Source organism: Sphingomonas sp. 7/4-4 (assembly GCF_027941955.1).
In the GTDB taxonomy this organism is placed as follows: Bacteria; Pseudomonadota; Alphaproteobacteria; order Sphingomonadales; family Sphingomonadaceae; genus Sphingomonas.
Genome location: NZ_CP115960.1, coordinates 3,056,405 through 3,069,419 on the forward strand (window position 1 = coordinate 3,056,405; position 13,015 = coordinate 3,069,419).

Annotated in this window: 14 protein-coding genes, 1 tRNA gene and 1 pseudogene; 6 read left to right on the forward strand and 10 right to left on the reverse strand. The window is 65.4% G+C overall.

Features of this window, described 5'->3' with window-relative positions; translation table 11 throughout:
• The first annotated feature begins 369 nt into the window (after window positions 1–369).
• The 4 genes from metX to PIB19_RS15425 are packed head-to-tail and all read left to right on the forward strand — an operon-like array spanning window position 370 to window position 3,383.
• On the forward strand, window positions 370–1,632 hold the full coding sequence (gene metX / locus PIB19_RS15410; protein WP_271238068.1) for a homoserine O-acetyltransferase MetX: 1,263 nt from the start codon (window positions 370–372) through the stop codon (window positions 1,630–1,632).
• Window positions 1,586–1,906, forward strand: a complete 321-nt coding sequence (locus tag PIB19_RS15415) for a GNAT family N-acetyltransferase (protein WP_271238069.1) — start codon at window positions 1,586–1,588, stop codon at window positions 1,904–1,906. The genes metX and PIB19_RS15415 overlap by 47 nt, the downstream gene beginning before the upstream one ends.
• Window positions 1,903–2,523 carry a methionine biosynthesis protein MetW gene (gene metW / locus PIB19_RS15420; RefSeq protein WP_271238070.1) on the forward strand — a complete coding sequence of 207 codons (621 nt, stop codon included), beginning with the start codon at window positions 1,903–1,905 and terminating at the stop codon, window positions 2,521–2,523. Before PIB19_RS15415 ends, metW begins: the two co-directional genes overlap by 4 nt.
• Window positions 2,520–3,383, forward strand: coding sequence for a pirin family protein (locus tag PIB19_RS15425; RefSeq protein ID WP_271238071.1), 864 nt, complete (start codon window positions 2,520–2,522; stop codon window positions 3,381–3,383). Before metW ends, PIB19_RS15425 begins: the two co-directional genes overlap by 4 nt.
• On the opposite strand, the gene PIB19_RS15430 is transcribed toward PIB19_RS15425, so the two are convergent.
• The gene (locus PIB19_RS15430) at window positions 3,380–3,832 is read right to left on the reverse strand and encodes a hypothetical protein (RefSeq protein ID WP_271238072.1); all 453 of its coding nucleotides are present in this window, start codon (window positions 3,830–3,832) and stop codon (window positions 3,380–3,382) included. The two genes, PIB19_RS15425 and PIB19_RS15430, sit on opposite strands and share 4 nt — an antisense overlap.
• Window positions 3,833–3,852: 20 nt before the next feature.
• Window positions 3,853–4,407: a single-stranded DNA-binding protein gene (gene ssb / locus PIB19_RS15435; protein ID WP_271238073.1), complete on the reverse strand. Its 555-nt coding sequence runs from the start codon at window positions 4,405–4,407 to the stop codon at window positions 3,853–3,855.
• A 41-nt stretch (window positions 4,408–4,448) separates the two neighbouring features.
• Between ssb and PIB19_RS15440 the strand changes: the two genes are divergently transcribed.
• Entirely contained in the window at window positions 4,449–4,622 is a 174-nt protein-coding gene (locus PIB19_RS15440; protein WP_271238074.1) for a DUF4169 family protein, read from the forward strand.
• Between the two features lie 260 nt (window positions 4,623–4,882).
• Here the strand turns inward: PIB19_RS15440 and PIB19_RS15445 are convergent, their stop codons facing one another.
• The 8 genes and pseudogenes from PIB19_RS15445 to PIB19_RS15480 form a co-directional block, all read right to left on the reverse strand.
• Entirely contained in the window at window positions 4,883–5,389 is a 507-nt protein-coding gene (locus PIB19_RS15445; RefSeq protein ID WP_271238075.1) for a cupin domain-containing protein, read from the reverse strand.
• A gap of 382 nt (window positions 5,390–5,771) precedes the next feature.
• Entirely contained in the window at window positions 5,772–6,209 is a 438-nt protein-coding gene (locus tag PIB19_RS15450) for a hypothetical protein (protein ID WP_271238076.1), read from the reverse strand.
• An 83-nt stretch (window positions 6,210–6,292) separates the two neighbouring features.
• Window positions 6,293–6,712 (reverse strand): annotated as a pseudogene (locus tag PIB19_RS15455) (RNA 3'-terminal phosphate cyclase); the annotation flags it as partial.
• Window positions 6,709–7,506, reverse strand: a complete 798-nt coding sequence (locus PIB19_RS15460; RefSeq protein WP_271238077.1) for a nucleotidyltransferase domain-containing protein — start codon at window positions 7,504–7,506, stop codon at window positions 6,709–6,711. The gene PIB19_RS15460 and the pseudogene PIB19_RS15455, both read right to left, overlap by 4 nt.
• 37 nt (window positions 7,507–7,543) lie before the next feature.
• Complete coding sequence (locus tag PIB19_RS15465) at window positions 7,544–8,770, reverse strand: RtcB family protein (protein WP_271238078.1); 1,227 nt, start codon at window positions 8,768–8,770, stop codon at window positions 7,544–7,546.
• A 579-nt stretch (window positions 8,771–9,349) separates the two neighbouring features.
• Window positions 9,350–10,150 carry a vWA domain-containing protein gene (locus tag PIB19_RS15470; protein WP_271238079.1) on the reverse strand — a complete coding sequence of 267 codons (801 nt, stop codon included), beginning with the start codon at window positions 10,148–10,150 and terminating at the stop codon, window positions 9,350–9,352.
• A gap of 53 nt (window positions 10,151–10,203) precedes the next feature.
• A complete protein-coding gene (locus PIB19_RS15475; protein WP_271238080.1) occupies window positions 10,204–10,902 on the reverse strand; it encodes a hypothetical protein in 699 nt (232 codons plus the stop codon).
• An 8-nt stretch (window positions 10,903–10,910) separates the two neighbouring features.
• Window positions 10,911–10,988 (reverse strand) — tRNA-Pro (locus PIB19_RS15480).
• 257 nt (window positions 10,989–11,245) lie between these two features.
• Between PIB19_RS15480 and rtcR the strand changes: the two genes are divergently transcribed.
• Window positions 11,246–12,796, forward strand: a complete 1,551-nt coding sequence (rtcR, locus tag PIB19_RS15485) for an RNA repair transcriptional activator RtcR (RefSeq protein WP_271238081.1) — start codon at window positions 11,246–11,248, stop codon at window positions 12,794–12,796.
• Window positions 12,797–13,015: the final 219 nt, after the last annotated feature.

Below are 13,015 nucleotides of genomic sequence, written 5' to 3' on the forward strand. Positions count from 1 at the left end.
GCTCGCCCGCCCGACGCATGACGCATGACGCATGACGCAAATCAACGCTGGTAAAATAGGATTTGTTCTGCTTTCGTTCGGGGATGCGCGATTCTGCAGCCATCCCTGTTCGCAGGCCATCGAGGCCGTGGGATCGCGCGCGCAAAACACGCAAACGAGTCAATCGAGTCAACCGCCGCATCTGGGTGAGAATCCCTGAAGCCCGCGGAAATCCGTGCTTTTTCGATCCAACCAAAAGGTTGGTTCTCCGCCGGAGCCAACCTTTTGGTTGGCAGCCGCTTGACTCGATCTTCATGCCGCCGGCGACATTCACCGTCCAGGCGCGCGGTGCATTATTGCCACTCCGCCCCGCACCCCTAACCGGTCCGCATGTCTGACGATCCGCGTTTTGGCTTGAGCCGTACGGCGACGCTGCCGGGGCCCTTACGGCTCGACGGAGGCGTGTTGCTGTCGCCGGTCGACATCGCATACGAGACCTATGGCACGCTGGCACCCGATGCCGGCAATGCGATCCTCGTCTGCCATGCGCTGACCGGCGATCATCATCTCGCCTCGGATCATCCGGTGACCGGCAAGCCGGGCTGGTGGGCACGGATGGTAGGGCCGGGCAAGCCGATCGACACCGAGCGCTATTTCGTGATCTGCGCGAACGTGCTCGGCTCCTGCCTCGGCTCGTCGGGACCGGCGAGCATCAACCCCGCTACCGGCAAGCCCTGGGCGATGGCGTTTCCCGTCATCACCATCCGCGACATGGTGCGCGCGCAGGCGATGCTGCTCGACCATCTCGGCGTCGAGCGGCTGTTCGCCGTGGTCGGCGGATCGATGGGCGGGATGCAGGCGCTGAGCTGGGCTGCGACCTTCCCGGAACGCGTGGCGGCAGCAGTGGTGATCGCCAGCGCGGCGCGGCATTCGGCGCAGAACATCGCGTTCCACGAAGTCGGGCGGCAGGCGATCATGGCCGATCATCGCTGGCGCGGCGGCGATTATTACGAGGACAATGACCCGCCGACCTCGGGGCTCGCGGTGGCGCGGATGGCGGCGCACATCACTTATCTCTCCGAGGCGGGGCTCACCGCCAAGTTCGGGCGGCGGCTGCAGGCGCGAGAAGCCAAGACCTTCGGCTTCGACGCCGATTTCCAGGTCGAGAGCTATCTCCGGCACCAGGGGCTGAGCTTCGTCGACCGGTTCGACGCCAATTCCTATCTCTACATCACGCGGGCGCTCGACTATTTCGACCTTGCCGAAGAACATGGGGGAACGCTGGCCAATGCCTTCACCGGCGACACGCGCTTCTGCCTCGTCAGCTTCGACACCGACTGGCTCTACCCGACCGGCGAATCGCGGACGATCGTCCATGCGCTCAACGCCGCGGGCGCGCCGGTGAGCTTCGTCGAGCTTTCCTCGCCCTTCGGCCACGACGCATTCCTGCTCGAAAGCCCCGAGCTCGACCGCGTGATCTCGGGCTTTCTGGGCGCGGGGAAAAGCGATGAACTACCGGATTTCGTTCGACCCCGAGGACCAGCAGCTCGACGTCATCCACGGCTACCTGGCGCGGTCTTATTGGGCCGAGGGCATCCCGCGCGAGGTGGTCGCGCGCGCAGTTGCGCACTCGCTGTGCGTCGGCGCCTATGACGACGAGGAGCAGGTGGGATTCGCGCGCGTCATCACCGATCGCGCGACCTTCGCCTATCTTGCCGACGTGTTCGTGCTGGAGGGCCATCGCGGGCGCGGGCTCGCCCAGCAGATGCTCGAGGCGCTCGAGGATCATCCCGAGCTGCAGGGCCTCCGGCGATGGGCGCTGTTCACGCGCGACATGCAGCCGCTCTACGCCAAGCTCGGCTGGGAAGCCTATCCGCACCCCGACCGGCTGATGGTGCGCGACGTTCCGGATATCTACACGCGATGACCCCTTATTCTAGTGGTACGCCTTCGGCGTTGCGCCCCGATCTCGCGATCATCGCCGCCAACGTCCAGCCGGTGACGCGCGTGCTCGACGTCGGCTGCGGCGACGGCGCGCTGATGGCGGCCTTGCGCGATCAGCGTGGAGTGGACGCGCGCGGGCTCGAACTCGACTCGGCCGATGTCGCCGCCGCGATGGCGAGGGGACTGTCGGTGGTGCAGGGCGATGCCGACAGCGATCTCGCCGACTATCCCGACGCGAGCTTCGACTATGCCATTCTCAGCCAGACGCTGCAGACCACGCGCCGGCCTGATAGGGTGCTCGACGAATTGCTGCGCATCGGGCGGCGGGCGTTCGTCTCTTTCCCCAATTTCGCGCATTGGCGCGTGCGCGCTTCCTTGCTGTTCGGGGGGCGGATGCCGGTGACGCGGCTGCTGCCGATCGCCTGGTACGCCACGCCCAATATCCACCATGTGACGGTCGATGATTTCCGCGCGCTGGTGAAGGCGCGGGGCATCATCGTCGAGGATTGCTGGTTCCTCTCGGGCGACCAGCGCACCGGATCGGGTTTCGCCAATCTGTTCGCCGAACATGCGGTATTCCTGCTCAGGAAAGACCGGTGAGCGCGCGCGCAATCCTGTCGGTGCATCCGGCCTATCGCGACGATATCGGCGATCTGGTCACGCGGCGGCCGGTGCCCGGGCCGGGCATCGAGCATGTCGGCGCCTTCCTGTTCCTCAACCATCACGGCCCGCAAATCTATCCGCCGGACAATCGCGGCCTGCCCTTCGGCCCGCACCCGCATCGCGGCTTCGAAACGGTGACCTTCATCCTCGAAGGCGAACTCGCGCATACCGATTCCGTGGGACATGAAAGCATCATCCGCGCCGGCGGCGTGCAGTGGATGACCGCAGGGCGCGGGATCGTCCATGCCGAAGTCTCGCCGGCAGACTTCAAGCGCGAGGGCGGGCGGCTCGAGATCCTCCAGCTCTGGCTCAACCTGCCGGCGCGGCTCAAGATGACTGCGCCGCGCTACATCGGGCTGCAGGCCGACGGCATTCCCGCGATCGCGGCCGAGGGCGGTGCGACGCTACACCTGATCTCGGGCGACTGGCAGGGCGTGCGCGGGCCGGTCGAGTCGCTCACCGGCGTGTTCCTGAGCTGGGCCGAGATGCAGCCGGGTGCCAGCCTGACCTTCGACGGGCTAAGCGGCCGGGACGTGTTCCTCTATGCGGCGCGCGGCACCATCGAGGTCGAGGGACGACGGGTCCCGCAATTCCACCTCGCCCAGCTCGGGCCGGGCGAGCGCGTGACGATCGCGGCGTCAGAACCCGCATTGCTTCTGTTCGGCCATGCCGACCCGATCGACGAGCCCATAGTCGCGCACGGGCCATTCGTGATGAACAGCGAGGAGGAGATCCGCGAGGCATTCGCCGATTATCAGGCGGGCAAGTTCGGCGTCGCCGAGATCGTCGAGCGCTAGGAATCGACGCTGCGGCCCCAATTGACGGTGGCGCGCGTGCCGCCGTCCATCGGCTCGACTATCACCATCAGGCTGCGCTTCGATTCCTCGCCCGCCGAATACATCGTTGCACTCGACAATCGCTGGCCGAGCCCCGAGGCATTGGCCTGTGCCCGTGACCAGCCGAGCACCTTGGCGGGCTGTTCCTTGACCAGATAGACGATCGAGCCGCTGACATGGCGCGGCGTGCCGTCGGCGCTGGAGACGCAGGTGGTGATCTGCGCGCCGGCATAGATCGGCACGAAATCGGGCTTGTTCGAGCAATCCGCCGCAGCCGTGACCATCGCAGGCTTGCCCTCGGCGGCGGCCGCCGCGACATTCTGGCCGGTGGGATCGCCGGTGGTCTCGGAGGATACGCCACCGCCACAGGCAGCCAGCAGCAGCGTGGAACCCAGTAGCAGGCTGCGCATCCGGGATCCCCTTTGGTTGATCAGAACGGCACGTCGTCGTCGAGATCGTCGGGGAAGCCGCCGCCGAAGCCCGCGCCGCTCTTCTGGCCGCCGCCGTTGAAATTGCCGCCGCCGCTGCCGGCGCCGCGGCTCGACGACTGGCCCGAGAACTCGTCGCCGCCGCCGGCACCCCAGTCCTCGCCGCCGCCAGCGCCGCTGCGGCCCGCGCCGCCGCCCTGGCCGGGCGCACCGTCGAGCATGGTCAGCACCGAATTGAAGCCCTGGAGCACGATCTCGGTCGAATAGCGGTCGGCACCCGACTGGTCCTGCCACTTACGGGTCTGGAGCGCGCCTTCGATATAGACCTTGCTGCCCTTGCGCAGATATTTCTCGGCGACATTGGCGAGGCCCTCGTTGAAGACCTTGACCGTGTGCCACTCGGTCTTCTCCTTGCGCTCGCCGGTGCCGCGATCCTTCCAGCTCTCCGACGTGGCGATGCGGAGCTCGACCACCTTGCCGCCGTTCTGGAACGAGCGCGATTCGGGATCGCGGCCGAGATTGCCGACCAGGATGACCTTATTGACGCTGCCGGCCATGGAAACTCCGCTTCTTATTCTCTATTCGTGTGGCCAACGATATGGCCGAGTTCATCAATCTGAACAAGGCGCGGAAGGCCAAGGCAAGGGCCGACAAGCCCATCCGTGCACAGGAAAATCGCATTCGTTTCGGGCGAACCCGATCGGAGAAGGCAGCCGATGCGGCCGACAAGGCGCGAATCGCAAAGAAGCTGGACGATTCGAAGCGCGACTAGATGCCGCCCCGCACCGAAACGGCGTTTCCACGGCCGCTAAATTGACTCTGTTGGCGGAAACGCGATTCAACACGTAACATTATTGCGCGTGCGTGAACCCCTATTCTCCTTTCGCGCCCGATACCGGCCGCGCGAGCCAAGCAGGCGAAATCCTACATTGCAAGCGGGTACCCCGTGTCGAACCCGTGGTCGTTCCACTGACCGCCGCAGCCGGCATATGGCTCAACAGGCGACCTGAAATCCCGCGCGCGCCGGATCGGTCATTTCGCGCCGGGCAATTTGATCCCCAGCAGGACCAGCCGGTCGCCGGTGATCCCGAACCAGTGCGGTACGCCCGCGGGAATCAGGATGACATCGCCCGGGCCAAGCAGCCGTGTCGTGCCGCCCTCGATTCGGCTTCCCTCCACCAGATTGGCATTGCTGGCCTTCGAATCGGCCATGGTACCGCCCGAAACAAGCGTGCCTGCGCCTTCCAGCACGATTGCGTATTCCGCCTCGGCGGGGTGAACCGCGGGGCGGCCCGGCTTCTTCCATATTTCGATCGCCGCCACGGTCGCACCGTCGCGAACCAGGGGACGCCACATGAACCCCTGATCGGATTTCATCGCGGCGAGCATCTGGCGCAGCTGCGCCTGGACATCTGCGCCGCTCGCGAAACCAGGCGGCTCGGCTGTCTGGGCAGGGCCCGTCTGCGCGGAAGCGGCGGCAATGCCCGACGAGGCGGCAAGCAGCAACGATGTCGCGCCGATCGTGAGGGCTCTAGCCATTGTCTTCACCGCACCTCTCCCAATTATCCTTGAACCTGTGGTCGCCTAGGCCAGCCGGTCGCCGATGGTGCCATGGGCGCCGCGATCCCGACAGCCCCAAAACTCACCACGCAACGATGTGCGCTTCCTGCTTTCCATCCGGCTGCCGGATCGGAAGCGGTCAGGTTTTCCGAGCACGGCAGCTATGCGCCCCAATAGCGGACTTTCATCCGCGGCTCGATGCCCGTCACCCGGGCTTGCCCCGGGGTCCCGCTTCTTCCCGACTTCAGGGAAGCGGATCGAACTCTCGGGCAGTGCGGCGGATTCGCCTAGCGCTGGCGCACCAGATGTCTGCCGCTTGGTTGCTGTTCGAACAACCAGCGCTGTCCGGTGAACTGATCGATCACATTCGCGGCAGTTCGTGCATGCTGGCTGGGCTTGACCGTGGTGAAGCTTCCACCCCCGCTAATGCGAACGGCAGCAGCAACTGGTCCGCAAGATACGGGCCGGCAAAGGCATCGGAAGCGATAAAACCTCCCATGCGATGCGCCGCAGTCTTTGCCAGCGATTCAGCTGATACGCCCAATTTGCCGAACCCGGTCACGATCTCGGTCACCTGTTCGAACACCGCCTCGAGTAACAGCGCGTTGCCTGGCCCTTGCTCTTCGGGCAGCTGACGTACGGAGAACGCCTCCTCGGGCCAGTCCGGAAGCAGCTTCCGCGCGGTCCTGATCTCCCGATCGGCGATGTCGAACAGGAGGGCCGCGAACAGCGCCGCGCCGGAAACCGATTGCAACGCGCCACGATCGACGCACTCGATTGCCGCAAGCGCGCCGGGCACGATATCGACCTCGATTCGTCCGCCGCCGCGCGGGAAAAGCCGTGCCGGGTCAGACGCGCCGAAATCTGCGGCCCCATGCGATTGATGATCGGCAGAAAGGCGCGCTCGATGAACTCGAACGGCGGCGCCATCATGTTATGCGTGCCGCCCTCCAGCACCAGCCGCGATGGCGCATCGGCAAGGAGCAAGGGCATCAGCACGGTCTGGAGCACAAGGCTGGTGCTGCCGGCGGTGCCCACGGCGAAGCGATAGTCACCGGGCACGACGCGGCCCGGCGTGAAAGTGAGCTCGGAGGACCCGACCGCTACGCCGTCGCATGTTGCTCCGCCGATCGTACACGCCGCCTCGACCGCAGTCAGATGCTGGCGCATCAGCCCCGGCTTCTCGCGGCGCCCGCGGATATTGTTGATGCGGAACGGCGTCCCCGTAACCAGCGACAGCGCGAGCGCATTGCGCACGACCTGCCCGCCGCCTTCGCCTTCCGATCCATCGATGATGATCATTGGTTCACCAGTTCCACAAAGAGTTCGCTCGCCCGCACCGCCGCGTCCTCCCGCATCGGCGTCACCGGCAGTTCGGACACGCGCGCCAGCTCCTCGGCGATCAGCTGTTCGATCTCGGGCGCGCGCGTCCCGTTCGACATTTCGTTGGTTCGGCTCTTCGCCTCTACCAGCTCGGCGATGCGATCGCTCAGCGACGCCGGCAGATCGGTCGCCTCGATCAACGCCTGCAGGTTCATCGGCGGCCGCACCGTCGGCGCCAGCCGCAAGGCCCGCACCGCGAGCGCCGGGCGAAGTGCGTAAAAATACTTCTTCACCGGCACGTCGCCCGGCCGATCGAGCCAGCGGTTCGACGCTGCCCGGCCCAAATTGGCGTAATGATGCGCCAGCGCCCGCGGATCGAGCAGCGCGTCGGCAAGCGCCGCGAGCCTGCCGACGAAGGGATCGTCGGCGCGATAGCGGATCGGCGACAGCATCCATTCGCTGATCACGGCGTTCGACTTGAGCAACAGGCCCAATGCCTTGCGCACATCCCAGCCGTTCAGATCGATCTCGTCGACGATCGAGTGCTCGATCACGTCGCGCCCCGGCACCAGCGACAGATACCAGTCGCGCGGCCGCACATAGACGAAGCGCACGTCATAATCGCTGTCGGGCGACGGGAAGCCCCACGCCCGGGAGCCGGACTCGACGGCCATCAGCAGGCGCACGCCCTCAGTCGCCTCGACGGCATCGAGGCGCTGTTCGATCTCGCGCCGCACGGCGGCGTCGATGGGGTCGTGAACCTGGGCAGTCATGCGAAATTCCAGAGGATGGCGGTGCGCGCCCAAGGCATCAGCCCTTGACGCACACCACCTGCTTCAGTGTGTGGACGATCTCGACCAGGTCGGCCTGCGCCGCCATCACGGCCTCGATCGACTTATAGGCCCGGGGCGTCTCGTCGATCACGTCCGCGTCCTTGCGGCACTCGACGCCCGCCGTATCGGCGATGTGCTCGTCGAGCGTCACCAGCTTCTTGGCCGCGGTGCGCGACATCACGCGTCCCGCGCCGTGGCTGCAGCTGTCGAACGATTCCGGATTGCCCAGCCCGCGCACGATGAACGACTTCGCGCCCATCGAGCCCGGGATGATGCCCATCACGCCCTTGGCGGCGCGCACGGCGCCCTTGCGGGTGACGAGGACATTCTCCCCGAAATGGTTCTCGCGCTGGACGTAGTTATGGTGGCAGTTCACTGCCTCCATCTCCGCATCGAACGGCTTGGCGATCCGGCTCCGCAACGCGCGGATGACGTTGGTCATCATCATCCGCCGGTTCAGCGCGGCGAAGTCCTGTGCCCAGCCGACCGCCTCGACATAATCGTCGAAATGGTCGGTCCCTTCCGGGAAGTAAGCGAGGTCCTCGTCGGGCAGGTTGATGTGCCACTTGCGCATGTCCTTCTTCGCGAGCTCGATGAAGAACGTCCCGATCGCGTTGCCCACGCCGCGCGAACCCGAGTGCAGCATCACCCACACCCGCTGTTCCTCGTCTAGGCACAGCTCGATGAAGTGGTTGCCGGTGCCGAGCGTGCCGAGATGCGTCAGGTTGTTGGTATTCTTCAGCCGCGGATGCTTGTCGGTGAGCCGCTCGAAGCGCTGGGCGAGCGTCGCCCACGCCTCGATGATCGCCGGCGGCGGATCGCCCCACGAACCCGTATCGCGCTTGCCGCGCCCGACGGAGCGGCCATGCGGCACGGCCTGCTCGATCGCCGAACGAATGGCTTCCAGATTGTCCGGAAGATCGCTCGCCACCAGCGAGGTACGCGCCGCCATCATGCCGCAGCCGATATCGACGCCCACCGCCGCGGGAATCACGGCGCCTTTGGTCGGAATCACCGAGCCCACGGTCGCGCCGATGCCGACATGCACGTCCGGCATTGCTGCGACGTGGCGGAACACGAACGGCATCTGCGCAGCGCGCGTCAGCTGCGCCCGCGCGCCGTCCTCGACCGGCACGCCGCGGGTCCACATCTTGATCGGCACGCCGCCTTCGACGTGCTGATAATCATAGGTCGTCTCGGTCATCTCGACCTCCTCATGCAGTTCGTATCAATTCGGCCTCGGCGCGGCGACGACGGAATGACGAGACTTCCGGCCTTTCGACCGTGGAGGGTTCGAACCTCCATTTCCCAATGTAGTCCCATCGGCATTCGCCGCGCTTCGGCCCTCGCCGGCGACGAGCGATGGCGAGACATTTTCCCTGAGCTATCCGATTTCCCGGAGGCGGAGTTGAACCGCCGACCTCCCGCTGAAGAGCGGGTGCTCTGACCTGTAGTCCCGCCGGCATTCGCCAGCATGGTTCATGGTTCACGGCGACGAGTTGGTCGTGAAACAGCCTCATGCTCTAACCGTCTGAGCTACCCGGCCGAAGCCGGGGCGGACTTGAACCGCCGACCCTGAAGTCCGTGTAGTTCCACTGGCATTCGCCGTGATGTCCGTGTCGGGTCGTGGCGACGAGTTCGGTGAGACGCGGCCCTTAAGCTACGTGTCGGCGGCGGGGTTCGAACCCGCATCTCTCCAATCCGTTTCCGGCGCTGGAGCGCTTTACTCGTCGGGCCTCCTGTGGACATGTAGTCCCACCAGCATTCGCCACGACCCTTGTTCCTATACCTCCACTTGCTTGATGATCTCGACCCAGTCGCGCGTCTCGCCAGAGACGAAGCGCGCAAGCGTGTCGAAGACGGCATCGGAGAAGCCCCCGACATTCAGGATGTCCGCGCGGGCCTGGGCCTGCGTGGTGCCGTAAGGCTGGATGTCGATGCAGACGAGCTTCGCGCCCGGGTTGCGGGCCTTCAGCCTGTCCCATTCGCGCATCGTCGCGGTCGCGCCGTACCGGGTGGCATCCACCCACGACTCGTTGTCCGAGACGATGACGACAAGGTCGGCCGGCTCGCGCACCGCGTTGAGCAAGGCGAGCGGCGCCGAGACATTGGTCCCGCCCCCGCCGACCGCCGCCAGCTTCGCCGCATTGACGGCGACGCGGGCGCGCGGATCGAGATTCACCTTCACTACGCCTTGCTCGAATGGCAGCACCCGCGCGTCCCGATTGGTCCGCAGCATCGCCGCCGCGACCAGGGCCGCGACATCGATGCAGCGCACCTTCGACGAGGCGCCCTTGCGGCTACCCGTCACCGGCGAGGACATCGACCCTGAAACGTCAGGGCAAACCACCACGCGACCCGGCACCATCGGCACGCGGACGAGCGATCGCTCGAGCGCATCCTCCAGCGCCGCCTGGACCTTGAGCGGCACGCCTTCGCCGACCTGACTCAGCGCCGTCATCAGCTGATACGGCATGGGCCGGACCTTCTCGAGCGTCTGCGCATCCGAAAGCCGTGCTGCGACCATCTCGGTGACTCCCGCCACGTCGAACGCGCCGTTGCGCGCCAGCGTGTTGAGGTTCATCCGCAGCGCCTGCCATCCGATGCGACCCGCGAGCTCCGCCCAATTTTCCGCGGTCAGGGAAAGGCCGTGAGCCATTCGAACGGGACCGGCGGGAGCGGAAGCCCATTGTCGGCCTTCCACGCCTCGAACGCGGCGATCTCGGCAGGCAGCGCGGCGACATCGTAAGGACGCCCGATCAGCCAGCCATAGAAAGCCTTGCGTGCGGCATCCGCGGGCTTGGGGTGAACCACCCGGACAATGTCCGCGAGGCTCGGATCCTTGCCCGTCGCCGCCGCCATCAGCTGCGGCATCCCTGCCTGCTCCAGCCAGAGCTGGACCAGCCGCTTGGGCCGTGAGCCGAGTGAGGTCCGCCCGACCTGCCCCGAGCGCATGATCTGCACGAAGTTGCGCAGCATCCGCCCGTTGTCGATCACGCGGTTGAATACCGGGATCGCCAGATCGGGATCGGCGACGGTGAGATACGCTGCCAGCAATGCCGGCATGTCCTTCATCGCTCCCGAGCGCCGCGCATAGATCGCGGCCTGCGCCACGAAATATGGATCGACCGCCTTGGCCGCTTCCAGCACGTCGGCGAGCTGCGTTTCGGCAGCGCCGTAGAAAGTGTCGGCAAGCGTTCCCGTCGCCGCAAGCTGGGCGAGCTTCGCCTCGGGTCCATAGGCATAAGCCGGTGCACCCTCGCGGTTCAGCGTGTCCGCACGCGGCAGCAGCCTTGCGACCGCCGAAGCAAAAGTCCCTTGTTGGCCATCGTCCAACCTCCATTTGGTCAGGGCGGCAGGATTTGAACCTGCGACCTCCCGCTCCCAAGGCGGGCGCTCTGCGCAGCCTGAGCTACGCCCTGTGAAATCCTTGGGGGCGACCGGCCTATTCCGGCCGCCCTCCTGCTGCTCGCCGGATGGAGGTTCGACCGCTCCGTCCGACGCCGATCACCTTCGCAGGAGGTGTGCCAGTTTTGCTTTGAGGAGCGCGCAATTCTCATAAACAGCTGATTTAACGTGACTAAGTATGCATGTGGATGACGGAAGCCGCTTAGCCACATCGCAAAGCTACGCAAATTTCTCTATCGCGCAGGATCAGAACTTATCCTATCGTCTAAACATGAGACCGCTAGTCGTCATCGGATTCCTCGGCTCGACGCTGGACGCGGCCAAGTTCGGGCCTTCGCGCTGGAACAAGTGGCGGCCTACGGTCGGACTGGCGATGCACGAGGATCTTCGTGTCGATCGTCTGATCCTGATCCACGGCACTGCCCACCGCCGGCTGGCGGAATTCGTCTCCGAGGACGTCATGTCGGTGTCTCCGGAGACTTCGGTCGAAATGCGTCTGCTAGACTTCCGCGATCCGTGGGACTTCGAGGAAGTCTACGGCAAGCTGCTCGATTTCGCGCGCGCAGAGCCCTTCGACCCTGAAGCCGAGGACTATCTGGTCCACATCACCACCGGCACGCACGTCGCGCAGATCTGCCTCTTCCTGCTGACCGAAGCACGCTATCTACCCGGCCGCCTGCTGCAGACCCAGCCTCAGCGCGGTTCGCTCAATCCCGCCGGCATCTGGAACACGATCGATCTCGACCTTTCCCGCTACGACAGCATCGCGACGCGCTTCGCGGTGGCCAGCGCCGAAAGCACGTCGTTCCTCAAATCCGGCATCGATACCCGCAACGCCGCCTTCAATCGCATGATCGACGAGATCGAGCGGGTGGCGCTGCGCTCCAAGGCGCCGATCCTGCTGATGGGCCCCACCGGCGCGGGCAAGAGCCTGCTCGCCCGGCGCATCTACGAACTGAAGCGCCTCAAGCATCAGGTTGCCGGCCCGTTCGTCGAAGTGAATTGCGCGACGCTGAAGGGCGATGGCGCGATGTCGGCGCTGTTCGGCCATCGCAAGGGCGCCTTCACCGGCGCAGTAGCCGATCGCCCAGGCCTGCTCCGCGCGGCGGACAAGGGGATGCTGTTCCTCGACGAGATCGGCGAACTCGGCCTAGACGAACAGGCGATGATCCTGCGCGCGATCGAGGACAAGCGCTTCCTGCCGGTCGGTTCCGACAAGGAAGCGGCATCCGAGTTCCAGCTGATCGCCGGCACCAATCGCGATCTGGGAGAAGCGGTCGCAGCCGGCGGGTTCCGCGACGACCTCTATGCCCGCCTGAATTTGTGGACCTTCCAGCTTCCCGGGCTCGCCGAGCGCCGCGAGGATATCGAGCCGAATCTCGACTATGAGCTTGATCGCTATGCCGAACGCGAAGGCGAGCGCGCCAGCTTCAACAAGGAAGCGCGTCAGCGCTACCTTGCCTTCGCCACTGCGCCGGACGCACGCTGGCCGGGCAACTTCCGCGACCTCGCCGCAAGTGTCACCCGCATGGCGACGCTCAGCCCCAAGGGCCGCATCGACCTGGAATGCGTTGATGCAGAGATCGCGAGGCTCAGGCGCCTATGGGTGGGGCAGACCTCCGATAGCTTGGGCGTCCTGGGCGAGCTGCTCGATCCCCATGCGGTCGCCGGGATCGACCCATTCGACCAAGTGCAGCTTGCGGAGGTCATCCGAACCTGCCGGAACAGCCGCTCGCTCTCCGAGGCGGGCCGGACACTTTTGCCGCCTCGAGAGCACGTCGCAGCACCGCGAATGACGCCGACCGGCTACGAAAATATTTGAGCCGCTTCGAATTGGATTGGCCGGCCGTTTCTCAAAACTAGGCGCCCACGGCGCTTCCGCTTTCCACCAAACTCGATCCGACACGTTTTCGCAGCCGCTAAATTGACTCAGTTGGCGGAAACACGATTCAACACGTAACATTATTGCGCTTGCGTGAACTCCTGCTTCCTCTCGCGCCCGATGCCGACCGCGCCAGCCAAGCAAATGAAATCCTACATT